This is a genomic window from Blautia sp. AF14-40, from assembly GCF_003479665.1.
GTDB classification, from domain to species: domain Bacteria; phylum Bacillota; class Clostridia; order Lachnospirales; family Lachnospiraceae; genus Fusicatenibacter; species Fusicatenibacter saccharivorans.
Map to the genome: position 1 here is coordinate 18,076 of NZ_QUHK01000025.1, position 24,085 is coordinate 42,160.

General features: G+C 47.8%; 23 protein-coding genes and 2 pseudogenes. 15 read left to right on the forward strand and 10 right to left on the reverse strand.

Going from position 1 to position 24,085, the window contains the following annotated elements:
* Nucleotides 1-19 precede the first annotated feature (19 nt).
* Nucleotides 20-133 (reverse strand): annotated as a pseudogene (locus DWW13_RS19775) (LysR family transcriptional regulator); the annotation flags it as partial.
* A 219-nt stretch (nt 134-352) separates the two neighbouring features.
* Here DWW13_RS19775 and DWW13_RS14605 point away from each other — a divergent pair.
* The 6 genes from DWW13_RS14605 to DWW13_RS14630 all read left to right on the forward strand — a co-directional run bounded on the left by DWW13_RS14605 (nt 353) and on the right by DWW13_RS14630 (nt 5,633).
* Entirely contained in the window at nt 353-1,822 is a 1,470-nt protein-coding gene (locus DWW13_RS14605; RefSeq protein ID WP_118720428.1) for a UbiD family decarboxylase, read from the forward strand.
* A 35-nt stretch (nt 1,823-1,857) separates the two neighbouring features.
* A complete protein-coding gene (locus tag DWW13_RS14610; RefSeq protein WP_055267175.1) occupies nt 1,858-3,258 on the forward strand; it encodes a subtype B tannase in 1,401 nt (466 codons plus the stop codon).
* 17 nt (nt 3,259-3,275) lie between these two features.
* On the forward strand, nt 3,276-3,851 hold the full coding sequence (locus tag DWW13_RS14615) for a UbiX family flavin prenyltransferase (protein WP_118720430.1): 576 nt from the start codon (nt 3,276-3,278) through the stop codon (nt 3,849-3,851).
* A complete protein-coding gene (locus DWW13_RS14620; protein WP_226906401.1) occupies nt 3,845-4,213 on the forward strand; it encodes a prenylated flavin chaperone LpdD in 369 nt (122 codons plus the stop codon). Before DWW13_RS14615 ends, DWW13_RS14620 begins: the two co-directional genes overlap by 7 nt.
* A 147-nt stretch (nt 4,214-4,360) precedes the next feature.
* Nucleotides 4,361-4,792 (forward strand): RrF2 family transcriptional regulator, encoded by a 432-nt coding sequence (locus tag DWW13_RS14625; RefSeq protein WP_055226207.1) that lies wholly within the window; start codon nt 4,361-4,363, stop codon nt 4,790-4,792.
* A 214-nt stretch (nt 4,793-5,006) separates the two neighbouring features.
* The gene (locus DWW13_RS14630; RefSeq protein WP_118720434.1) at nt 5,007-5,633 is read left to right on the forward strand and encodes a GntR family transcriptional regulator; all 627 of its coding nucleotides are present in this window, start codon (nt 5,007-5,009) and stop codon (nt 5,631-5,633) included.
* 421 nt (nt 5,634-6,054) lie between these two features.
* Here the strand turns inward: DWW13_RS14630 and DWW13_RS14635 are convergent, their stop codons facing one another.
* Both DWW13_RS14635 and DWW13_RS14640 read right to left on the reverse strand, forming a co-directional pair.
* Complete coding sequence (locus DWW13_RS14635) at nt 6,055-7,725, reverse strand: AAA family ATPase (RefSeq protein ID WP_118720436.1); 1,671 nt, start codon at nt 7,723-7,725, stop codon at nt 6,055-6,057.
* 135 nt (nt 7,726-7,860) lie between these two features.
* Entirely contained in the window at nt 7,861-9,150 is a 1,290-nt protein-coding gene (locus DWW13_RS14640; RefSeq protein ID WP_118720438.1) for an L-cysteine desulfidase family protein, read from the reverse strand.
* 245 nt (nt 9,151-9,395) lie between these two features.
* Between DWW13_RS14640 and DWW13_RS14645 the strand changes: the two genes are divergently transcribed.
* On the forward strand, nt 9,396-10,925 hold the full coding sequence (locus tag DWW13_RS14645; RefSeq protein ID WP_118720440.1) for an alpha-N-arabinofuranosidase: 1,530 nt from the start codon (nt 9,396-9,398) through the stop codon (nt 10,923-10,925).
* A gap of 60 nt (nt 10,926-10,985) precedes the next feature.
* Here the strand turns inward: DWW13_RS14645 and DWW13_RS14650 are convergent, their stop codons facing one another.
* Together DWW13_RS14650 and DWW13_RS14655 are read right to left on the reverse strand one after the other, a co-directional pair.
* Complete coding sequence (locus tag DWW13_RS14650) at nt 10,986-11,288, reverse strand: AzlD domain-containing protein (protein ID WP_330410127.1); 303 nt, start codon at nt 11,286-11,288, stop codon at nt 10,986-10,988.
* Nucleotides 11,278-12,021 (reverse strand): AzlC family ABC transporter permease, encoded by a 744-nt coding sequence (locus tag DWW13_RS14655; RefSeq protein ID WP_118720442.1) that lies wholly within the window; start codon nt 12,019-12,021, stop codon nt 11,278-11,280. Before DWW13_RS14655 ends, DWW13_RS14650 begins: the two co-directional genes overlap by 11 nt.
* A 355-nt stretch (nt 12,022-12,376) precedes the next feature.
* Here DWW13_RS14655 and ispE point away from each other — a divergent pair, with 355 nt between their 5' ends.
* The 7 genes from ispE (at nt 12,377) to DWW13_RS14690 (ending at nt 19,730) form a co-directional block, all read left to right on the forward strand.
* Nucleotides 12,377-13,258 carry a 4-(cytidine 5'-diphospho)-2-C-methyl-D-erythritol kinase gene (gene ispE, locus DWW13_RS14660; protein WP_118595250.1) on the forward strand — a complete coding sequence of 294 codons (882 nt, stop codon included), beginning with the start codon at nt 12,377-12,379 and terminating at the stop codon, nt 13,256-13,258.
* Nucleotides 13,245-13,955, forward strand: coding sequence for a GntR family transcriptional regulator (locus DWW13_RS14665; protein ID WP_226906400.1), 711 nt, complete (start codon nt 13,245-13,247; stop codon nt 13,953-13,955). The genes ispE and DWW13_RS14665 overlap by 14 nt, the downstream gene beginning before the upstream one ends.
* Nucleotides 13,956-14,100: 145 nt before the next feature.
* Complete coding sequence (locus tag DWW13_RS14670) at nt 14,101-15,633, forward strand: spore germination protein (protein WP_118720444.1); 1,533 nt, start codon at nt 14,101-14,103, stop codon at nt 15,631-15,633.
* Between the two features lie 3 nt (nt 15,634-15,636).
* A complete protein-coding gene (locus DWW13_RS14675) occupies nt 15,637-17,373 on the forward strand; it encodes a GerAB/ArcD/ProY family transporter (protein ID WP_118720446.1) in 1,737 nt (578 codons plus the stop codon).
* 96 nt (nt 17,374-17,469) lie between these two features.
* Complete coding sequence (gene spoIIR, locus DWW13_RS14680; protein WP_117510034.1) at nt 17,470-18,216, forward strand: stage II sporulation protein R; 747 nt, start codon at nt 17,470-17,472, stop codon at nt 18,214-18,216.
* A gap of 197 nt (nt 18,217-18,413) precedes the next feature.
* The gene (gene murI, locus DWW13_RS14685; RefSeq protein WP_022462144.1) at nt 18,414-19,238 is read left to right on the forward strand and encodes a glutamate racemase; all 825 of its coding nucleotides are present in this window, start codon (nt 18,414-18,416) and stop codon (nt 19,236-19,238) included.
* Between the two features lie 39 nt (nt 19,239-19,277).
* Nucleotides 19,278-19,730 (forward strand): DUF1934 domain-containing protein, encoded by a 453-nt coding sequence (locus DWW13_RS14690; RefSeq protein ID WP_118720448.1) that lies wholly within the window; start codon nt 19,278-19,280, stop codon nt 19,728-19,730.
* A gap of 147 nt (nt 19,731-19,877) precedes the next feature.
* Here DWW13_RS14690 and DWW13_RS14695 read toward each other — a convergent pair whose 3' ends face one another.
* The 5 genes and pseudogenes from DWW13_RS14695 to DWW13_RS14710 form a co-directional block, all read right to left on the reverse strand.
* Nucleotides 19,878-20,333 (reverse strand): hypothetical protein, encoded by a 456-nt coding sequence (locus tag DWW13_RS14695; RefSeq protein ID WP_055221777.1) that lies wholly within the window; start codon nt 20,331-20,333, stop codon nt 19,878-19,880.
* Nucleotides 20,334-20,946: 613 nt separating this feature from the next.
* Nucleotides 20,947-21,306, reverse strand: coding sequence for a transposase (locus DWW13_RS14700; protein ID WP_243004597.1), 360 nt, complete (start codon nt 21,304-21,306; stop codon nt 20,947-20,949).
* Between the two features lie 313 nt (nt 21,307-21,619).
* Nucleotides 21,620-22,942, reverse strand: a complete 1,323-nt coding sequence (locus DWW13_RS14705) for an ISL3 family transposase (RefSeq protein WP_243004596.1) — start codon at nt 22,940-22,942, stop codon at nt 21,620-21,622.
* The gene (locus DWW13_RS19470; protein ID WP_173829196.1) at nt 22,935-23,378 is read right to left on the reverse strand and encodes a transposase family protein; all 444 of its coding nucleotides are present in this window, start codon (nt 23,376-23,378) and stop codon (nt 22,935-22,937) included. The genes DWW13_RS14705 and DWW13_RS19470 overlap by 8 nt, the downstream gene beginning before the upstream one ends.
* A 96-nt stretch (nt 23,379-23,474) precedes the next feature.
* Nucleotides 23,475-23,642: pseudogene (locus tag DWW13_RS14710) on the reverse strand (IS256 family transposase); the annotation flags it as partial.
* A 105-nt stretch (nt 23,643-23,747) separates the two neighbouring features.
* On the opposite strand from DWW13_RS14710, the gene DWW13_RS14715 reads away from it, so the two are divergent.
* Nucleotides 23,748-24,059 (forward strand): helix-turn-helix domain-containing protein, encoded by a 312-nt coding sequence (locus DWW13_RS14715; protein ID WP_117762084.1) that lies wholly within the window; start codon nt 23,748-23,750, stop codon nt 24,057-24,059.
* Nucleotides 24,060-24,085: the final 26 nt, after the last annotated feature.

Sequence of the window (24,085 nt, forward strand, 5' to 3'; positions counted from 1 at the left end):
GAAATAGTTCGCCTGCCGGAGTCAGTACGGCCTGGCGGCGGGTGCGGTCGAAGAGGGGAAGATTCAATTCAGTCTCGAGCTTCTGGATCTGTTTCGAGAGCGTGGACTGTGCGATATGAAGATTTTCCGCGGCCTCTAAAAAGGTGTCGCATCAAACGGCCATCAGAAAAAAGTCGATCTGTTCCAGAGTCATAAGGGGAGCCTCCTTTTTGTTTGATTCATTCCATTCTGGAAACAATTGTACCACAAATCGAATTGATTCCACAAAGGTTTCTTTTTACAATAAGGGTAGAAAATGAGGATGAAAAGGCATCCTTCGGGGCGCCGTCGATAGAATAAAAGGAGAAGAACTATGGCTGAAAAAGTAAGAGATCTGCGTAGTGCGCTGGAACGATTGAGAAATATGCCGGGACAGCTTGCCGAGACAGACGTTGAGGTTGATCCGATGGCGGAGCTTGCCGGTGTTTACCGTTACGTCGGTGCGGGCGGGACCGTAAAGCGTCCGACGAAAGAAGGCCCGGCGATGATTTTTCGCAACGTAAAAGGGCACCCGGACGCCAGCGTTGCGATTGGTGTTCTGGCAAGCCGGAAACGCGTGGCTGCCCTGCTGGACTGCGAGCCGGAGAGTCTTGGAAAAATGCTGTATCACAGCGTAGAAGAGCCGATTGTACCGGTTGAATTTCAGGGCGCGCCGCCATGCCAGGAAGTGGTACATCTGGCGACCGATCCCGATTTTGATCTGAACCGTCTCGTCCCGGCGCCGACGAATACGCCGGATGATGCCGGCCCGTACATCACGCTCGGCATGTGCTACGCCTCCCATCCGGACACCGGACTGCATGATGTGACGATTCACCGTCTCTGCATTCAGGGAAAAGACGAGCTTTCGATTTTCTTCACCCCGGGCGCACGCCACATCGGCGCAATGGCAGACCGCGCGGAGGAACTGGGACAGACACTTCCGATTTCCATCAGTATCGGTGTTGATCCTGCGATTGAGATCGGTTCCTGTTTCGAGCCGCCGACAACACCGCTCGGTTACGATGAGCTTTCCGTTGCGGGTGCACTGCGGAAAGAGCCGGTAGAACTGTGCCGCTGCGTTTCCGTGAAGGAGATGGCGATTGCAAATGCAGAGTACGTCATCGAGGGCGAGGTCATCCCGGGTGTGCGTGTGCAGGAGGACCAGAACAGCCATACTGGCTATGCGATGCCGGAGTTCCCGGGCTACACCGGCCCGGCAAGTGATCAGTGCCGTCTGATTAAAGTAAAAGCCGTGACACACCGCCGCAGTCCGATTATGCAGACCTGCATCGGACCAAGCGAAGAGCACGTTTCGATGGCTGGTATTCCGACCGAGGCGAGCATCTACGGCATGGTAGAAAAAGCGATGCCGGGACGGCTCCAGAATGTGTACTGCGGTTCCGCAGGCGGCGGAAAGTATATGGCGGTTCTCCAGTTCAAAAAACTGAGTCCCAGCGACGAGGGAAGACAGCGTCAGGCAGCATTGCTGGCATTTTCGGCGTTCAGTGAGCTGAAACACGTTTTTCTGGTGGACGAGGATGTGGACTGCTTTGATATGAACGATGTGATTTGGGCAATGAATACGAGATTCCAGGGTGACGCGGACATCATCACAATTCCAGGCGTGCGGTGCCATCCGCTCGATCCGTCGAACGATCCGACGTGTTCACCGTCGATCCGCGATCATGGGATTGCATGCAAGACGATTTTCGACTGTACGGTGCCGTACGATCAAAAAGAACGGTTTGTGCGGGCGAGATTTATGGAAGTCGATCCGAAGCATTGGCTGGATGAGGAATAAAGAATACGTTTTTGGGAAAGGGAGAGCATTGTGATATGCTGAAATTTAAGAAAAATCATTATACCATAGAAGAAGTAACACTGTGCGGGGAGACGGTCCGGTTTCGGGCGTTCCGTGACCTGGTTTATGTGGAAAAACCGGTCAATGTGGAGTTTCAGAAAATGAATCTCTTTGTGCCGGAGAGTTATTATGAGGGAACGTCCATCAACGGTTACGATTTACTGAGCGCGCCGGTTTTCATGCCGAATACTGTTGGCGGCTATATGCCGGGTCCGGCGGACGAGCCGGGAGCGAATCCGTTTTTACAGGGAAAACCGAATACGATTTTCCGCGCCTTACAGCACGGCTATGTCGTAGCATCTCCAGCGATCCGCGGCAGAGTGCAGAAGGGTGAGGACGGTCATTATAATGGGAAAGCACCTGCGTGCGTAGTGGATTATAAAGCGGCTGTGCGGTATCTTCACTTTTTGGCGGATGAGCTGCCTGGCGATGAAAATAAAATCATCACCAACGGAACGAGTGCCGGCGGCGCACTGTCATCCCTGATGGGAAGCACGGGAAACCACCCTGACTACGAGCCGTATCTGCAGGCGCTCGGCGCAGCGGATGCTGGGGATGATGTGTTTGCGGCCTCCTGTTACTGCCCGATCATCAATCTGGAGCACGCGGACATGGCGTATGAGTGGGAGTTCTGCAGTGTGAATGATTTCCACCGCGCAAACATGAAAATGGACGAGGGCGGCCGCCCGGTTTTCACACCGGTGGACGGCGAGATGACGGAAGAACAGATCCGCGTGTCCGTTGAGGAAAAAGCCCTGTTTCCGGCGTATGTGAGCAGCCTTGGATTAAAAGACGAAAACGGAGCTCCGCTGACGCTCGATGCGGACGGCGAAGGTTCTTTGAAAGAGTATGTCAAACACATTGTGATGGAATCCGCACAGAGAGCGCTTGACGGCGGCGTGGATTTAGCGGATAAAACGTGGCTGACCATCGAAAACGGCAAAGTGCAGAGCATGGATTTTGCGGCGTATGTCAAAGACATCACCCGCATGAAAACCGCACCGGCCTTCGATGCGCTGGATCTGGAAAGCCCGGAGAATGATCTGTTTGGAAATGAGATGACGAACTGCCGTCATTTCACGGAATACAGTGCGGCCAACACCAAAGTGCAGGGTGAGCGCGCAGAAAAAAAGATCGTGAAAATGCTGAATCCAATGGAATATGTCATGGATGAAATGGCGCAAAAGGCACACCATTTCCGCATCCGCCACGGCGAGTGCGACCGCGATACCTCGCTGGTGATCTCGGCGATGCTGGTATTAAAACTTCGTGAGGCAGGCTGTGAGGTGGATTATCATTCCCCATGGAATACACCGCATGCGGGCGACTACGATCTCGACGAGTTATTCGCATGGATTGACGGAATCTGTGGATAAAGGGAGGCGTGTGACGGATGGCTGTGGAAAAACAAATTGTAGTCGGCGCATCGGGGGCGAGCGGAATGCCGCTGCTGATCAAATGTCTCGAAATTCTGCAGGATAACGAAGAATACCGTTCCCTTCTGGTGATGAGCCGCAGCGCGAAGCTGACGCTGGAGCAGGAGACGGACTGGAGCGTTTCGCAGGTGGAAGCGCTGGCGGACGAGGTGCTCGATCCGGACAACATCGGCGCAGGCCCGGCGAGCGGGTCGTACCGGACAGAAGGCATGGTGATTGTGCCGTGCAGCATGAAAACAGCGGCAGGAATTGTAAGCGGATACACCGACAATCTGCTGCTGCGTGCGGCGGATGTGACGATCAAGGAGAAACGCCCGCTTGTACTGGCAGCACGGGAGACACCGATGAGTGAAATTCATCTGCGGAATCTGTACGAACTGTCGAGATTGTCAAATGTATGGATTGTTCCGCCGATGATGACCTTTTATCAGAAACCGGAGTCCATCGACGATATGGTGACACATCTTGCGGCCAAACTGCTTTCGCCGTTCGGCGTGGAAGTAAAGGAGTACCGGAGATGGAAAGAATGCTGACAAAAAAGGCAACAGCCGCAGGATGCACGATGGAAGTGACGGTAATGAAGCTCGGTGAGGACTTTCAGATCTGTCTCGCCGGAGGAGAAAAGCCGCATATCGGCTGTGTGGTGCAGGCCGTACCACGAGAATCGCTGACCGGAGACGGGAGCTGGAGTGCGACTTCCTCGGTGTGGAACCGCACCGGACATAAAGATGAGGTACTGTGCCGGATGCTGGCGGAAAAAATCTGTTGTGCCTGCCGTACCGTGACCGTCTGCACCGGTGGCGTGCATATCAATGAAATTACCGGAGAGCAGATCCGGGAGATTGTGGATGCGGTAGAGAAGATGGGAGAAGAGATTGCGCAGGATTTGAGATGATAAGTAAGCATGGAAAGCGGATAAAAAGTCATTGCATTTTTCGGACATGCTTTGGGTTTGTGTTATATTTCCTATTGAATATGTAGAGAATATGGAATAAAATAAAAGAAGGTATTTTTATCATGACATATATTCGGAGGAAATAAAATGAAAGTTTCGACAAGAGGACGGTATGCGCTTCGTCTGATGCTGGATCTGGCACTCAACAATACCGGCGAACCGGTGCGTTTGAAAGATGTGGCAAAGCGGCAGGAGATTTCGGAAAAATATCTGGAACAGATCATCTCGATTTTGAATAAAGCTGGTTTCGTAAAAAGTGTGCGCGGCCCGGCGGGCGGTTATTCCCTGAAACGAAAGCCGGAAGAATATACCGTGGGCATGATCCTGCGTCTGACCGAGGGCAGCCTTGCGCCGGTGGACTGTGTAGAAGACGGCGCCGACTGCGGCAGGGAAGATCAGTGCGTTACGGTGATGCTCTGGAAAAAACTGAACGATGCCATCAACAGTGTGGTGGACAATATTACGCTGGCAGATCTGGTGGAATGGCAGATGCAGAAGTCGAATGAGTATGTGATCTGACGGCAGACAGAATAAGCGATAACGTCCAATGAGGGAACAGAAGAGGGAAAATGGTGAAAACATCATTTTCCTCTTTTTTACCGGTAAAAATCTGGGAGCACGGCATTTACAAGCAAAAAAAAATTTGTTAAGATAAAAAACAGGGCGCATTTGGAGAAGAAAAAAATCAGGATGCGCAAAAGTGAAGAAAATAAAAGATAAGGAGTTTCCCCTTATGAAAAAACAACAGGAAAGCCTTAAAAATATGGTATATCAGGCCATTTTGAACGGCATTTTTACCGATGAATATAAACCCAATCAAATTATCAACGAGCAGGAGCTGGTACAGAAATTCGGCTGCAGCAAGACGCCAATCCGTGAAGCACTGGTGACGCTCTGCAACGAGGGAATTCTCCACAGCTTCCCGCGCTTCGGCTACCAGGTTGTCAGCGTGTCCCGCGAAGAGGCACAGAATATTCTGGATTTCCGCCTTGTTCTCGAGGGCGGATATCTTCGTCAGTCGATCGGACATATCACCGAAGAAAATCTGGCGGAGCTTGCCGAGATTGATGAGAGATGCAAGCAGAGCACCGACAGCGTCTGGGATCACTGGGAGGCAAATACGGCATTTCATCTGAAATTAATCTCCTTTTCCGGAAATGCTTATGCATATCAGGAACTCGAGCGAACCATGAACGTTTTAAAACGCGCCTATGCCCAGTTCTACTGGCAGACCTGGTCCAACGTGAATCCGGCGCTGGATATTGCGCATCATACCGATATCATGCAGAACATTCGGGAAAAAGATCTGGAGAAAACGCTGAATTATCTGAAAGAGGATCTGGCGGATTTTTGCGGGTGAGAAAACGTAATTATATAGAAAAACAGTCGTCGGCTATGATATAGCTTGGACGACTGTTTTTGTATATAGACTATTTCTTTTGCAAATTTCCAGTGTTTCTTTGTTTGGAATAAATACTTCCCGTGTCTTTTTATCATAAGCGAGATACCCAAGGTGAACGAACAGCGTCAGCACATCATCCTTGCTTTTTAAAGAGGTCATGTCATTTTGAAATTATGAGGTATAATTCCGAATGGAATAGCGGAAGAGTAAAATAAAACAGGATAAAGACAAAAGATCTAAAAAAGAACGAAAAAACGTCAGAAGTCAAGATTCTATTATATACCAATGATATCTGGAAAAATAGAATTGTACTTTTGACGTTTTTGATAGAGACCTGTGCATGCTGTAAAGAAAACTTTTCTGCGGGAGAAGAGATCTTTCACAGTACCTTTTTTACCAGACAGCGTTTCTTAAAAAATGAAATTCCATAACAGAAAATCTGATCGTAGTCATCCTCGTATTCCTTTGCGTACAGCTTCTCGTTCATCTGCTGTAAGGCGCTGTCGCATGCGGAACTCAGATTTTCCAGAGCCTTCGTATATTTTGCTTCAAAAACTGCCACCCGGCCGTTAATGGAATCATACAAAACGACATCGCTGCGGCCTTCGCCGTGTTCTTTGTTAGAATCTACCATGTAACCGGCCCCGGTAAAGATTCCGGCAAGAAATGCATGGTAAAAGTCTTCCCGATAGTCGTGATAACTGATCGTTCTTCGAAGAAGAGCCGTCAGTTCTTGCGTAATACGATCGCAGTCACCACTCCAGATGGCATCAAACAGTGTTTTCCGGTTCCAGGTTTTTGCACTTTCATCAAACCAGCGGACCACTGTTGTCTCAAAGATTTCTTTGATTTCAGCATTCGGAATTTTCAGCTCCATCATTCCTGGAGGCAGTTCATCTGTATCAATCGTAGTTTGGGCTTTTGTAAGATATCCTGTCAGATACAGCAGGCTCCAGAGATTATCTTCCGAGGAATGTAGATAATCATACGTTAGATTTTCATCCACACGCTGCAAAATGGATCCGCCAGCCATTAGAGTTTCGAGCTTTTTTGTGATGCTGCTTCCGGCGTAGTCAATGAAAGACCGGATGATGGCATTGTCACTCGTGTTTTTCCAGTAGCTGACAGGACTTGCCTGGGGATTTCGCTGCAATTCCAGAAGATAATTCATCACATCCCAGGGGCAGTAAACATCGAAAGTACCAAAATGATAGCCGTCATACCACTCCTTCATGGCAGATGCTTTATCTGTAAAATCTGCAGAAAGGAGAAGCTGGTCGACTTCATGCTGAACAAAGCCAAAATATTCATTCAGTCGGGAATTGGTAATTGTATCCGAGACAAAGTTATTTGTTCCTGTAAAGATACTTTCTTTTGCAATTTTCAGACATCCTGTGATAACAGCAAAGTGAAGAGATGGATTATCTTTTAATGCCTGCATCAATCCCTTTATAACATCCATCATTTCATTATAGTATCCGTGACTGTTCGCCTTGGCGATTGGCACATCATACTCATCAATCAGCAGGATCACTTTTTTTCCATAATGCTGTTCCAACAGCCGCGTAAGAAACTGGAGGGAACGCATAATATCCGTTTTTCCGGCTTGTCGTTCCTGCAGCTGTTTAAAAAGAAACTTATCCCGATCACTTAAAGCTGTACTTTTCAAAAGGTTATCATGCTGCTGATAAAGAAGGGAAATTTCATAGACCAGCTGTTGGTAAGCATCTGAAAAATGAATACCGTCAACATTTTTGAGCGATAAAAACACAACAGGCCATTGATTCATCCATTTCTCACATAAATTCTTTTGGTGTGAAATTTCGAGGCCATCGAATAGTTTTTTTGAGTCTTTGCGGATGTCAAAAAAACTCTCCAGCATGCTCATGCCAAGCGTTTTTCCGAAACGTCGGGGTCGTGTAATTAATGTCACTTCTGCTGATGATCTCACAAGTTCTGCAATCAGACCTGTTTTGTCAATGTAGTAAAATCCACCATTACGGATTTTTTCGAAATTTGAGATGCCAACGGGAATACTTAATTTGCTCATTTCGGTCATTCCTTTCTTGTCAAACACGCGCCAGAGACTATGCATGCTGGCTTTTTAGACATAGTATCAAAACTTATGTATATGTTACCATAAAACAAGGCATGTATCAATTGAGCAAAATCAGTTATTCTTTTATTAGCAGACCTTGTTCACATCCACCCGGTCAATCATAATATTCAGAATTTCCGTATCGGTATCTTTCATGCCGACTCTTCCGATATATCCCATACTTTTAATCGTATCTTCCACATCTTCCCGAACAATACCTTCGCCCGGCTGAAAACTTCTGTGATGCTGGCCCATGTAGTGGGCGAGAATAGCAGCGTCAACAGCGGATGCAATTTTCGCCGCACAGGAGGATTTTGCTCCGTCGCAGACAATACCGCCGACGTTTCCAATGGTATTGACGATCGTCAGGCTAACATCCTCATAGGATCCGCCGGAAAGATAGGTAATGGCGGCGCCGGCTCCACAGCCTGCGCTGACGGCGCCGCAGTAAGCGGAAAGACTTCCAATATATTTTTTCTGATGAACCGCGATCAGGTTGCTGACAACGAGTGCGCGGTACAGTTTTTCCTGGGAAACGTTCCATTCTTTTGCAAACTCGATGACAGGAAGGGAAACGGTCATGCCCTGGTTTCCGCTGCCGGAATTGATGACGACCGGAAGAGAGCAGCCGCTCATACGGGCATCGGAACCGGCAGCGGCATGGGCGCGGGCGCGGATTTTTACGTCATCGCCGTACTCATTCAGCAGAGTGCGGCCGACCTGTGCACCGTAAGCGTGGCGGAGACCTTCGTCAGAAATCGCAGAGTTCATGGTGATCTGGCGGTCGAGGATTTCTTTGACATCTTCGATCTTCACAGTATCGGCGAATTCGAGAATATCCTTGACGTTCAGCACACTTTTATCAACGTATTCAGGGGAATCTTCATGAGCCGCAATTTGATAAAGTATCTCACCATCTTTTACGATGCGTGAAATCAGGGTATGACGGTTTACAATCGTTACCTCCGCGCTGTGCTCTCCGGCAATGACTTTTGCAACAATGTAAAGATTCTCTACGCCTTCTTTTAAAGTACAGGTACAGAATCCCTGCTGTACCAGTTCTTTTGTCTTTTCAATATCTGCCTCGGTCACATCTTCAAGTACTTCAAGCTCGCGTTCGGCACAGCCTCCGACGACGCCAAGCGTTGCCGCAACATCAATGCCCTTCAGACCGTTGGAATTTGGAACTTTAACACCCTTTACGTTTTTGATGATGTTTCCACTGCAGCAAAGCTCAATCGATTCTGGCATCTCTCCGAGCACTTCGCGTGCTTTGGCTGCCGCATAGGCGATGGCAATCGGCTCTGTACAGCCAAGCGCCGGAACAAGCTCGTTCTTTAAAATCTTTACATAACTGTCATATAATTTCTGATCCATGAAAATTCTCCTGTGTAGTTTTTTCTATTGTTCGTAAGTGGTAAATCTTGTATCTGCTCTGATTATACTATTGATATATCACTGATAATATTAGATGTCAAGCAGAGAATTGCAATATGTAGAGAAATACCGTGAAAAACAGGAATCCATAAGACTTTTTTTAGATTAAATTGTATTTCCTTTCAAAGTGTCCTATACTGAAAAGTAGCAAAAATACACACCACCCTTTCATTTGGAGGATTTTTATGCAGAAGATTACGTTTCGAAAATTAGCTGGAGAAAAATATATTTACCCGGAACTGCAGGGACACTTTATCGAGTTTCTTGGCTCCTGTATTTATGATGGAATCTGGGTTGGAGAGGATTCGGAGATTCCGAATTATCATGGAATCCGAAAAGACCTTGTTGATGCATTTCAGAAGCTGCACCCGCCGGTGATCCGCTGGCCTGGCGGATGTTTTGCGGATGTATATCACTGGCGGAACGGCATAGGTCCGCGGGAGCAGCGGCCGGTTACATACAATGAAAACTTCGGTACTTTCGAGACGGATCCCAATCAGTTCGGTACGCACGAGATGATGGAATTTTGCGAGATGATCGGCGCGAAGCCATGGTTTAATATCAATATGATGACCGGCTCTCCATCCGAGATGCGAGAGTGGATGGAGTACTGTAACCGCAAAGAGCCGACGGCACTTTCGCAGGAACGAAAAACAAACGGCCATGAAAAACCGTTCGAGATTGAATACTGGGGTATCGGAAATGAAGTATGGGACGGCGGCGGAAAAATGACGCCGCAGATGTATGCGAACGAATACCGGAAATTCAGTTCCTCCTGTCCGTCGTTTGGAGGCGGCGATCAGACATTTTCCATGAAATGCATCGCCAGCGGCCCGGATGGAAATAAGCCGAAAGAACGTGCTGCGTGGACGAAAGACTTTTTTAAGGAGATGGGAAAATACCGTATGCCGTTGCTTTACGGCTACGATCTCCATTTTTACAACTGGAATCTGAAACAGCTTCAGACAGAGAAAAAGTTTGATGAAAAACAGTGGTATGATGTGATCAATGGATGCAAAGAGCTGGAAAATGTCATTCACGAGCAGCGCCGCCTGATAGACGCTGGTCTTGAGGCACTTCCGAAACCGGAGGGTCCGTTCCAGGCGGCACCCAGAAAATGTGAACTGATTGTCGGTGAGTGGGGCAACTGGCACAGCAGTGCATTTAATGCGCGCCCGGCGCTGTATCAGCAGTGTACGATGCGTGATGCCGTTACAACTGCACTGACGCTCGACATCTTCCACCGCAATACCGGGGATGTGCGCATGGCATGTGTGGCACAGTCTGTCAATGTCCTGAATTCCCTGTTCCTGACGGATGGTGAGCATTGTATTCTGACACCAAACTACGATGTGTTCGATATGTATCAGGTGCATCAGGGTGCGTATACGCTTGGCTTTGAGGAAAAGAACAAAGATCCTGAGGTCTGCATCTTTGCTTCGATCAAAAATGATGATATCTACGTCAACCTCGTAAATACAAGCTACAGCGAATCAAAGAAAATCGAATTGAAATTCAAACAGTGTCCGGAATTTGTTGAGGCCAAAACACTGTACTCCAAAGATCCGCAGAACTACAACGATGCGAAACATCCGAACCGAGTCCGCTGCAAAGAAGGAAAAGCACCTGCACGGGAAAAAGACTCCTTCCAGATTGCACTGCCGGCGGCTTCGGTCAGCGTTTATCATTTCAGAAAAACAGAAACAGAAAAGTAATACATACAAAACGGGCCGCCCCGGGGAAAAGGATTGTTCCCACAGGGCGGCTCATTTCTATTACAAAAATAATTCAATCACAAACACCACGGCACAGCATGCCACCGAAACCTGAAACAGGCTTGCACCGAACCATGCGGCTGCGATGCCGACGACAAGCGCGAGTGCGCCGGAAACAGGGCTCTGTGTTGCATGGACAATCGCCGGGAAGGTCATGACTGACAGCGTCACGTATGGAACGTAGTACAGAAACGACTGAATAAACTGATTTTTAATCGGCTTCCGAATCAGCGTCAGCGGCAGAATCCGGATTGTGTAGGAAACCAGAGCCATGACAGCGATATAGATATAATTATTGTACATCAGCATTTTCCTCCTCTGTCTTTACCGGGAACAGGATAGCTCCGGCGCAGGAAATCAGAACGGTGAGCAGAATCGTTCTGGTTCCGTCGGAGAGAGTGGAGATGCCCGGGAGATAGCTGCAGATAAAGCTTAAGAAAAAGCTGACGGCAACAAGACCCGCTACCACACGGCTCTTTCTCGCCGGGGGAATGATGATTGCAAGGAACATGCCGTACAGCGCCACGCTTAAGGCACTGACAGCGCGCAGCGGCAGCAGATTTCCGGCAATAATGCCAAGAGCCGTGCCGATCGACCACGCGGGAGCAGCGACGAGAATGGCACCGTATGTATAATATGGATTCAGCCAGCCCGGGCGCGCGATTGTGATGCCAAACAGTTCATCCGTTACATCGTAACCAATGAGAAAACGGTGGAAAAACGGCGTGTCCGGCGAAAAGCGCTGGGCAAGCGCACAGCTCATCAGAAGATACCGCGCATTGGCGATGAGTGTAATGATAGCGACCTGCAGATAGCCTGCGTTGGCGGCAATCAATGTAAAGGCAGCGTATTCTCCGGCGGAAGCATTGTTGAAAAGACTGGCGAGAAAGCCCTGAAAAGGACTAAGACCTGCCTTACGCGCTGCAATGCCGAGCGAAAACGAGACCGCAAAATAGCCAAGCCCGATCGGAATGCCATCGCGGATTCCGTTGACCAGAACCTGGCGGGAAAATGAATAAGATTTTTGTGAACTCATAAAAAATACTTCCTTCTCCTGCGTAAAAATCAGAGTGTGTTTGAGAAACCTTTCCGTAACCGGGGATTCGCAGCTTACGAAAAGGTTTTTTCAGACATGGTCTGATACCAGATTGCTACGTGCTTTGCACTCTCGCAATCTTCTGGTGAAAATTATAGCAAGTTTCGACAGGTTCGTAAACTCTTATTTTGCTCTTGTTCGTTTCCCTCAGCCACCGCTTACGCCTGCGTTTCCAAGGCTGTTGAACTGAATTGTATAAAATTATGTACAAAAACAGAAGATAACGCTTGAAAATAGAAGAAAAATCCATTAATATCTATGTATACAAAAAACATTACCGAAGGTGGTGCTTACGATGAAACTGCGTGCGCTTGCAAAAATAAATCTTGGTCTTGATGTGACCGGAAAAAGAGAGGATGGTTACCATGAAGTCCGCATGGTAATGCAGACGATCCAGATGTACGATCAGCTGGAAATAAAGGAGAGCAAAGAACTTGGCATAAGGCTGACAACCAATCTGCCGTTCCTTCCGTGTAATGACGGAAATCTCGTATACAAAGCGGCCAAACTTCTGATGGATGAATTCGATATCCGTCAGGGTGTCGATATGAACCTGACAAAATTTATCCCGGTAGCGGCCGGCATGGCGGGCGGAAGCTCGGATGCGGCAGCAGCACTGGTAGGAATTAACCGCATGTTTCAGCTTGGTCTGACAAAACGCCAGCTGATGGAGCGGGGTATGCAGATCGGAGCGGATGTTCCGTACTGTGTGATGCGCGGTACGGCGCTGGCAGAAGGAATCGGCGAAAAGCTGACATCCCTTCCCGGCGTACCGATGTGCTACGTGCTGATCGGAAAACCGGGCATCAATGTTTCGACGAAATTTGTCTATGGAAACCTGCATCTTGACGAGGTGACGGAGCATCCGGATATCGACGGCATGGTAGAGGCGATCCGAAATCATGACCTGTACGGCATCACGGACCGCATGGGAAATGTGCTGGAATCCGTGACGTGTCCGGCGTATCCGGTGATCGATGAGATCAAGGCACAGATGATGAAAAACGGTGCGGTCAATGCGATGATGAGCGGCAGCGGCCCGACCGTATTCGGCATTTTCGACGATCCGGACAAGGCAGAATTTGCCCGCGATCAGTTAAAAATAAGCGGACTGTCGAAACAGACATTCCTGACTACTGTATCAAAACCGGGAGGTACAAAGTATGGCAAAAAATGAGTTAGACCTGCAGATGGAGGATTATCAGTACCTTCCGCTCCGCGATGTCGTGTTCCGCACGCTGCGCCAGGCGATTCTGCGCGGGGAGTTAAAGCCGGGTGAACGGCTGATGGAGATCCGGCTGGCAAATCAGCTCGGCGTTTCGCGTACCCCGATCCGCGAGGCGATCCGTATGCTGGAGCTGGACGGCCTTGTGATCATGGTGCCGCGGAAGGGTGCGCAGGTAGCACAGATTACGGAAAAAGACCTGAACGATGTGCTGGAGGTGCGGCTTGGACTGGAGGAGCTGGCGGTAAAACTGGCGTGTCAGCGGATTACAGAGAGCGAACTGCAGAAGCTTTATCAGGCATCGCGCAGCTTTGAACAAATGCTGGAGACAACAGAGACGGATGATCTGCAGAAGCTTGCACAGGCAGATGTGGCATTCCATGATGTGATTTATCAGGCGACGAACAACGAACGTCTGATTCAGCTGCTGAACAATCTGCGGGAGCAAATGTACCGTTACCGGATTGAATATTTAAAGGATGTAAAATCCCGACGTTCCCTGGTCGAGGAGCACGATGCCCTCTATGAACGTATGAAAAATCGGGATCTTGCAGGCGCACAGAAGATGATCCGCGAGCATATCGAGCGACAGCAGGAGAGTATTATGCAGACCGTACATCACCAGAGCATGACGGGTGTAGAAGAATAAAAGCGTATAAAATTTCGAAAAAGGAACATTCTGTTACAGAGTAAAAAAATCGTGACAGAATGTTTTTTTATGGGATTTTGCAGAGTATATTTCTCCAGATGGTTTTTCGGAAGCTTTCAAAAGGAGGAGAAGGAGGGACGCAGGCATGGAAAAAGAGAAGACGCAGATTTCACTCACACTGGCGGAAAATGAAAGCGTGATCCGTACATGGTGTGAAAATTGCGATGATATTCAGATCCGCCCGATGAAACTCGGCAAAACGGGCGGAACCGGTGCGCTGCTGATCTACGTAGAAGTGGCGGTGAGCTGCGTTATGTTGAAGGATTCCGTGATCGGGAAGCTGTTGAACCGTCTGATGGAGGTTCCCGAGGCAGATATCCCGGGGGTTCTCTCGGAAAATCAGCTCGGAATTTCGGATGCACTGGAATTTGATACCATGGAAGAAGCGTTCGCTTCCATGCTTGCGGGAAATGCAGTCCTTTTTGTGGATCATTATGACCGTGCAGTCAAAATCGGATCGAAGGGCTATCCCAATTTAGGAGTGCAAAAAGCGGAGTCCGAAAAAGTGCTGCGCGGCTCTAACGAAGGTTTTTCCGACTCTGTCAAAACCAACACGGCGCTCGTCCGAAAACGACTGCGGACGACCAGTCTGAAAGTAGAAGAAATACATTTTGGTGCGCGTTCTGATACGGTTCTGGCTCTGGTGTATGAGAAAGAGCTGATTTATCCGAAATTTCTGGAAGAGGTAAAACAGCAGATTGCCGGCTGGGAAGTGGACGGCGTTTTTGACAGCGGCATGGTCGAGCAGCTCTGCGAACCGCAGTGGAAATCGCCGTTCCCGCGCTTCGAGACGACCGAACGGCCGGACCGCGCGGCGATGGAGATTCTGGACGGAAGAATCCTGCTTTTATGTGATAATTCCCCGGTCGGGATTCTCTTCCCGGCATCATTTGACAGCTTTTTAAAGGTCAGTGAGGACCGGTATCATCATTTTCTGATCGTCTCATTTGAGCGGCTGCTGCGGTATGCGGCAGTCTTTCTCGCCATGTGGATTTCGGGCGGATACCTGGCTGTCACGGGCTTTCACACGCAGGTGCTTCCGACCAAACTCCTGCTGGCGTTCGCCGAAGCGCGGAAAGGCGTTCCGTTCCCCGGCATTCTGGAAATTCTTCTGATGGAATTTGCTTTTGAACTGATCCGCGAGGCCGGTGTGCGCATGCCGGGGCCGCTTGGCGGGACGATCGGAATTGTGGGCGGACTGATCATCGGAGATGCAGCGGTTTCCGCCAATCTGGTAAGCCCGATGACCGTCGTTGTGGTTGCGGTTTCGGCGCTCTGTTCGCTGGCGATTCCGAACGAAGAGTTCGGTGCGCCGTTCCGGCTGCTGAAATTCGGCTTCATTTTGCTCGGCGGATGGCTCGGCATTTTCGGCATGGTGCTCGGCACGTTTCTTCTCGCGGGTCATCTCGCCGGGCTTACGAGTTTTGGCATTCCCTATCTGATGCCGTTCGTCGGGAAAGGACTTGCGGGCTACCATGCGCCGAAGGATTCCGTATGGCGGCCGCCGCTGCATCAGATGCGGGAGCGGCCGGTCTTTACAAAGCGCGATCAGAGAGTGCGGCTGCGGAAAAACAGAAAAGTTGCGGAGCCGGAAGAAAAACAGGAAAGGGGAGAGTGACGCATGTTTTCGGAAAATGACAGAATTTCACAGCGCCAGATGGAACGCCAGATCGTGCTCGTTCTGCTCTGCCCGGCGTTCTGGCAGCTCGCGGCGTACGGCGCATCGGACGGCCTGCCCGGTATGGCAGGGATTTTCGTTGGATATGGGCTGCTGGCGGTGTGGTGCATTTATCTCGTGCGCTTTGGCGGGCTTTACTGCCGCCTGGAAAGCGTGATGGGAAAGGCTGGGAAACTCCTTCTGGCAGTGATGTATCTGTGTTATCTGCTTTTCCTCGGCGGAACACTGCTTCGCAGAATGGCGGAGCTTGCCGCCGCGTATCTGACAGCGGGTGTACCGCAGGAGCTCTGCGGACTGTTTCTGCTCGCGGCGGCCGGGTTTGGTGTCGGCAGTGAAGTACAGAAAAGAGGACGGCTGGCGGAAGCACTCTATCCGTGGATTGTGGGCGGGATTTTGATTCTGCTTCTGCTGACGGTTCCGCAGATGCATTTTTCCTCGTTTGAGGATGCCTGGAAGACAGCAAAGTCTGTTGAAATTGTGGATAACGGAATACTTTTTGGGTGGAATGTGTGGAGAACACTGGAAAATGGAACACCGATTGCGCTGCTGCCGTTTTTACTGGGGCATGTGCAGAAAGAGCACAGGAGTGTCATTCTTCCGGTGACGCAGAGTATCTGGAAAACGGGGCTTCTTGTAATTGCAGGAAGCATGGCGCTGCTCGGCGTTTTCGGCCGGTGCGGCACGGCTGCGGCGCAGGACCCGCTCTTACTGTTAATGGCAGGAACGAGCCTGCCGGGTGGATTTCTGGAGCGGTTTGATATTCTGTGGATGGCATTTCTTTTGATGGGACTGCTGTTCACACTGGGAAGTCTGCTGTTTTACGTATCGCTGATCGGAGAGAAGACGGGACTGTGGAAACCGCAGAATCTCTATGTACGGATCGGTACAGTGCTTTTTATATGGCTGCTGTCATGCGCGGAAAGCGTCTGGTCGGTCCGATACGGTTACTTTCCGTTTTTCCTTGCCATCACGGTGCTGCTCGGCTTCTGCCAGAAGCATATGAAAAAACTGCGGCTTGTGTGTCTGGCGCTGGGCAGTATGATTTTCCTGTCATCCTGCGGGGCAGTAGAGCCGGAAAAGCGGCTGTATCCACTGGCGGTTGCCTTTGATTATGTGTCGGAAGAGGCGACTGCGCCGGAAAACAGTGAAACTGGGGAAGAAACCGGGACGGCGGTCAGTGAGAGCGGCGGAGAAAAGGAGACGGCTGGCGGTAAATGGCGCGTCTGGTATGCGCCTGCGAATCTTGCGGTGGTGACCGGCCAGGGAAAGGATGAGCAGGAGGAGGGAACCGACGAGGACCCCGCATCGCTGTTCTTTGAAGCGGAGACGTTTGAGGAGATTGCGCAGCAATATGACAGCACAGAGGAATATGATCTCGACACCGGACACGTCCAGGCGATTGTATTTTCCGATGCACTGCTCAGTGACCGGGGACGGATGGAAGAACTGTTGAAGTACCTGGAACAGGACCGTGCGCTTGGGCACAGTGCCTATCTGTTTCACGCAGAAAAACCAGAAGATATCATGGAGCAGAACGGAAAACAGGTGGAGTCCGTCGGTGAGTACCTGTGCGGAATTTATGACAACCGGGTGAAAAGAAAAGAGGCGGTGACACTGGCAGACTTGCGCTATGCGTGGGAAAACGAAAGGAGCATTTCGTGGATTCCGAAAGCGCCGTAAAAGGTTTAAAGTGTATGGAATATCGGAGCGGGTAGTGAGTGTCTGTGTATAAAAGTTTTGAAATCCGGCAAAACTGGAAAAAACAGGAGGCAGCATATGAATGAGAAAAAAGTACAGAGCCGGAAACGGAATCAAAATCAGACACAGAAGAAATCCAGAGACAGGCAGGCGCAGCCCCGAAATACATTTGGGAACCAGCATAGAAGTCAATTCCAGGCGGCATTTCAAATTTTCTGCCGCCGCTGGCTCCCCGTCTGCATTGCGGCGCTGATCCTTTCCGGAACCGCCAATCTTCTCCGCGAGTCCCGTCTGCAGCAGGAAGTCGCTGCAAAGATCGTGCGCTTTCACGTAAGAGCCAACAGCGACTGCGCCTCCGACCAGCAGATCAAGCTTCAGGTACGCGATGCCGTTGCCGAAGAACTGCAGACGATCCTGCACGGAGCCGAAACAAAAGCAGAAACCGAAGAAATCCTGCGTGAAAACGAGCCCTCCATCCGTGCCGCCGCCCTTCAGACGCTGCGCGCAGGAGGCAGTACTGACGATATCACCGTAACGTACGGAAAAGCCAGTTTTGAGGAAAAAGAAACGGGCAATTATATTCTCCCCGCCGGAACGTACGACGCTCTTCAGATCAACATCGGCAGAGCCAAAGGGCACAACTGGTGGTGCATGCTGTACCCGTCCATCTGCTTTTCGGATGCCCTGCGCCCCGTAAACGAGGACGGCGAAAGTGCAGAAAAAGTCGAAAAAAGCCGGATTCCGCTGCAGAATCTGTTGAGTGACGCCGCCTACCGCGAAATCCTGAAAAGTGACCGGATTTCGTTTCGGTTTTTCTGGCGTTAAGCGGATTTTTCGAAAGACTTTCAAGAGAAATGATTGCAATATTCCTCCATTCGGGTTAAAATAATGTATCAGTGACCTATTTTAACCAGGGTCGTGAAATGAAAAAAGAAATGTAAAAATTCAGATATATTAAATATAGAAATGAACCCCATTCGGCATGACAAAAAAGTAATGCCGGATGAAAAATGGAGGAAAGTATGAAAGCAGACAGACAGGCGCCGATCGGCGTCTTTGATTCCGGTGTCGGCGGACTGACCGTAGTGCGTGAGATTATGCGAAACCTGCCCGATGAACGAATCGTATATTTTGGGGATACCGCGCGTGTGCCGTACGGTTCCAAATCGAAGAACACCGTCATCCGTTATTCCCGCCAGATCGTACACTTTCTGGAAACCCAGCAGGTCAAGGCAATCGTCATCGCCTGCAACACCGCAAGTGCGCTGGCACTCGATACGATCGAAAAAGAGATTGATCTCCCGATCATCGGCGTGGTAAAACCGGGCGCACAGATGGCCGTCGAGACGACGCAGAACAAGCGTGTCGGCGTCATCGCAACCGAGAGCACTATTCAGAGCGGCCTCTACCAGCAGCTTATTACCGAGGCAGATCCGGCGATCACCGTTTACGGAAAACCGTGTCCGCTGTTCGTGCCGCTCGTGGAAGAGGGCTGGACAAAAGATCCGATCACCGAGGAAGTGGCGCGCCGCTATCTGGCAGAGATTCTGGATAAAGACATCGACACGCTGATTATGGGATGCACCCACTATCCGCTGCTGCGTTCTCTGCTGCGGAAAGTAGTCGGAGAAAAAGTAACACTCGTCAACCCGGCATACGAAACCTCACAGGCACTGTGCAGACTGCTGCGGGAGCTGGATCTGGAGAATCCGGGAAACGATGAGCTGGGCCGTCAGAAATACCAGTTCTTCGCAAGCGACGGCGTGGAGCGGTTCAATGCCTTCGCACATTCCGTTCTGCCGGAGCAGATCAGCGATACGAAACAGGTACAGATTGAAAACTATTAAAAACGACATACAGAAAAGAGAGAGGAACACCAGAAAAGGATGGAAAAAGACGTACTCATCAGCATCCGCGGACTGCAGTATCTGATGGATGAGGAATCCGGCGAACAAGAACCGGTGGAGGTTATGACGACGGGTTCGTACTACAAGAAAAACGGCCATCACTTTCTGATCTACGACGAGGCAACCGAAGGCTTTGATATGATGACGCACAACATGATCAAATTTACGGAAAACGCCCTCGAGGTGCGCAAGCGCGGCCTCATTGATGTCCATATGATTTTTGAGGAGGATAAAAAGAACATTTCGTTTTATCATACGCCATATGGCATGATCAACATGGGAGTTGCGGCGACGAAGGTCAGAATGAAAGAGACGCCGGATCAGATTTTACTGAAGGCAGAATACGCGCTCGACATCAACGACAGCTACGTGGGGGACTGCGCAATCGATATCGAGGTAAGACCGCGGGAAGGCGGAAAACTGAATTTATAAAAAATACCCGGGAAGAATGAAAATCATTCAACTCGGGTATTTTCGCGAGCAACGAGCCAAAGTCCGGGCTTGCACGAGACCTTGGCGACTGCCGCGAAAGCAAAAAGAAACACGCAAAGCGTGTTTCTTTTTGTTTCAGATGAAATTTTATTTCTCCTCGCCGCGTGCCTTGCGGAGCATTTTCTGCCAGAAGCCGTTTTTCTTTTCCGGCTGCTCTAAAGAACCGCGGATGCCGCGAACGCCGGTGATGTAGATACCGCTTACGGTAGCTTTGACTTCTTTTTTCACCGGGATCTGATCGAAGATAGCAGCGTCGCAGATCAGGGTCATGATTCTCGGACCGACTTTTGCTTTGACGATCGGCAGTTTTGCACGACGCATCATTTTCGGTGTCTGGTCGATGACCATCTGTGGAAGTCCGGAATCTTTCATGCGAAGCTTTTTCTTATCTATGATCAACATGGAGACAGTCTGTTTCATGGCCTCCATTTGTTCCTGCTGTGCGGCCTGTTTTGTCTGTGCTTTTTTACCGAAGTAATACAGCAGACCAAGGATGACAGCGATGACAGCTAATACGATTAATACGATAATCCAGGGTTTCATCCCTCTATTCCTCCTCTGCAAAAAATAATGTGGGCATCGGAACATACAATGCCAGTCTATAAACATTCTAACATTGATTTCAGCAAAACGCAAACACATTTTAGACTAATCCAGGTGATTTTCAGTTACTGTTCACTCACCAATGGTATTTAGATAACGTAAACAATACTTGATGATATTCCATGTCAAACGATGCTGTAGGCTTCAAATATAGTTGAAAGCTTGATTGTCAGTAAATAAACTATGTATTTTCAACGACAAATAAGCAGATTTTCATCTGCTTCAAAAAGTGCTATACTCTTACTGGTGTTACTGTTTATACAGCTCTATATATTAGTCTCAATTATTCATGAGCATATAAAAATGCTCAATACTGCAAAGCCTTGAAACAGTTTCCTTGAATTCAATCGAATCACCCCCAGAAAATGTACAGACTACCCCCTGTGAAGTTTGATTAAGTTACTTTGGAACTGTCAAGGTACGTTAATAGTTGCTATTCCAACTGCACGAACAGCTGCTGGATATTCTCCAATGTCCTGTAGAACTCCTTTTTATAAGGACAGCTGCTACACAGTAAAAAGCCAGTTTTCCCTTGATGGTGCCATCGTCAGTCTTAATCGCAATGAATTTCATTCTTTCGGTCTTGGAGACTTCCGACGGGGCTCGCTGCGAAAAAAGCGCTGGCTTCTTCCAGAAACTCGTTTTCTTCTTTCAGACGACGAATTTCTTTATCCTGATCTTTCACGCGTTTTCGAAGCATGGTTAGTTCCTCCGCAAGACTCATGGCAGATTCTGGAGTATAGGCACCTTCTCCAATATCCAGTTGTCCGGTTCTTACGGCTTTAAGCCAGGTATGGATAGTACCTTCAGGAATTCCTAATTCTTTAGCGGCCTTAGCACCACCGATTTCTTTTGCAAGCTTAACTGCCTGCACTTTGTATTCATGATCGTACTTACGTTGACTTCGTGCCATAGTTGGGCACCTCCTTATTCTCTTGATTATACTATGAAATCCTTGAGAATAGGCTGTCAACTTTATTTATACACCATCAGAGTATTTCAACCTGCTGCTTACTGAACTTCCACAGCATATGGATGATAAAGATCTGCGATTTATTGATGATCTGCTTCCATGGTCACCCAGAGTTTAGAAAGAATGCCCAAGCCGATACCAAAAGGCTTGATTTTTCAATGTGCCTTCCATTTCTATAAAATCCTCTCAATCCCCGCTAAAAGGCGGGGATTTTTAATATCCAGTACTCATGTTTGAGGGGTTCTTTCCATTCTTAGTTGAATTTAACGTGAAAGAGTTCTCCGAATAGCACTTTCGCTTTCAATAGTTCAAAACTGTTTCGACCATACATTACCCGTTTTATGACTTTGATTTTATTTACACTGCCTTCTGCTAAGCCATTATTATACGAATATATAATTCCATTTTTTACAGCAGTTATATCCTTTTTTATGCCGTTTATGAATGTTTGAAGTTCAGGGATATCATATTTTTGTGCTGCATTGATCCATTCATCTATTTTTGTAGGATTTTTAGAGAATATGACATTACAAAAGTCTTTGGTTAATGTATATAACTCACTCAATAAAGGATATTTTTTTAATACTTCCTGATACTGTTTGACAGTGATTGTGCCAATATCCTCGAGTTTTTTATAAACCAGCTGGCATAAGGATTTCCTTTGCACATATTCAGAATGCGGCTTTTCTGTTTCATTCTGTTCATGTATTCGTGTTCTTTCTTTTTGCATAAACATTCGTAACGAAGCTACACTGCCAGTATATCCCTTTTTACAAATAATATCATGTATTTGGGGATACGTTAATCCCTGACTCCTGAGTTTTATTACCTCGTTCTCATATGGAGCTAATTTTCCTGGAATTCGAACATTATAATGACCATTTGTAACTGAAAAATCAGGATTTAAATAATTTTGTATAGTCTTATGGGCACGGTGCATCTGAGATGCAATCTGCTCAATCGGATATCCTGCCAAAGCCATTTTTCTTGCTTCTTTTATTTCCTGTTCTTTTTGTTTTATAGCCAGCTGGTGTTGCCGTTCCCTGGCAATTTCCTTACTTTCTGGAATCTGGTCTTCTGGAATCGCAAGATATTTTTGGATTGTTTTAGGTGATGAATGTAACAATAATGCTATATCCGATATGGTCAGTCCTTCCCTGCGTTTTTCATGGGCGAATTTTATACGCAATGACCGGTTTGCAGTGTTATATAATGCTTTCATTTCATCCGTAACGCCTTCTGTTAATGGTATTTCAACCCTTGCAGAAAACTCACGAAATATATATTTACAGATAACTTCCGAAAGTCCCTTTATCAAGTGAAAACGGTCACTAATCTGTATGACATCAGGATGAGAATTTGTAGCAGCGGATGCGTATGTAATGGCTCCATCCCTTGAAATAACTTCGATATTGTGAAACGTTTTCAGCCAGTTGCAGACAACATTTGTATCTCTTGACGGAATCATATCAACAATCCGATGATTTTCCAAATTTATCATAACTGTTCCATAAGAAAATCTTTTACGGAGAGCAAAGTCATCCACACATACCATTTTTACAGAAGATTTATCCACAATGGATGGCATTTTTTTTAAGCAGATCGCAGATGCTGCTTTTGCAAACTGAAATATTTTCGCTTTTTAAAAGTTTAGAAGCATTCAACGAGCTTAGTTGGGATGATGTATATAAAATATTTTGGATTAACCTGTTCGTTTTTTTCGATTTAGCAGCCACAAATGGATGTTTCTCGGAAAAAGTTTTATGAGAACAGTCCAGATTCATACATCGCATTTTCCTGGTATCTACCAACAGAATGACCTTTTTTCCTTGCATAGGAAGATCTTGAATTTCTCTTTCATAAATAGAATGAACTTTAGATGTTTTTCTTCCACAAAACGGACATTCTAATTCAGCTATTGTTGATGCAATATGAAAAATCACTTTATCTTCTTTTATGCGATATTGTATTAGTTCATAGGCTGGGTCAAGTAACTTAATAAATTCGTCCATATAAATATCCCTCTTGGTAAATATATTTTGAATGTATTATATAACTTTAACACATCAATTTCAACCAAGTGTGGAAAGAACCGTTTGAGGATTTACGTTCATTTCGCCCTGCAGCATTGCTTCAAACATGGGACCAAAAATATCTTTTAGTGCATTCTGTATATCCTCTACGCTTTTTGGCTGGTACTGCTCAAGGATAGCCTGTGCAAGCTGTCGGTTCGGGGTTACATCTTTTTTTCTTCTTGCCATAGTGAGTGTGTTCATCCTTTTCTAATCCTTTCCTGTTATCTTAACACACTCTGTGAAATGAACAAAGGAGGGTGCGGACAAAATTCTGGACTACTATAGGGCTTCGAAAGGAGCCTTTTTATGTATTCAAAAGAACAAAAGGATATTGCACTACGGATATATCATCAAACAGAGTCTGTAACTGAAACTATTAGGATTCTAGGGTATCCAACACGTAGAAATCTGTACACATGGATTGCTGAGGAAAATACCCCACCCAAAACAAGGAAAGAATACCCTGTAATTGATAATCCTCCTGATCATCCTCGCAATCCTCCATTAGAAGTAAAATTAAATGCAATTCACCGTTGCTATGAGCTCGGAGAAAATATAAAATATGTTTCAGAAGACATTGGGTATAGTAGAGCTAGTATTTATGTAAGCGATGAATAATCACCCGTTCACGACCTCCAGGGAAC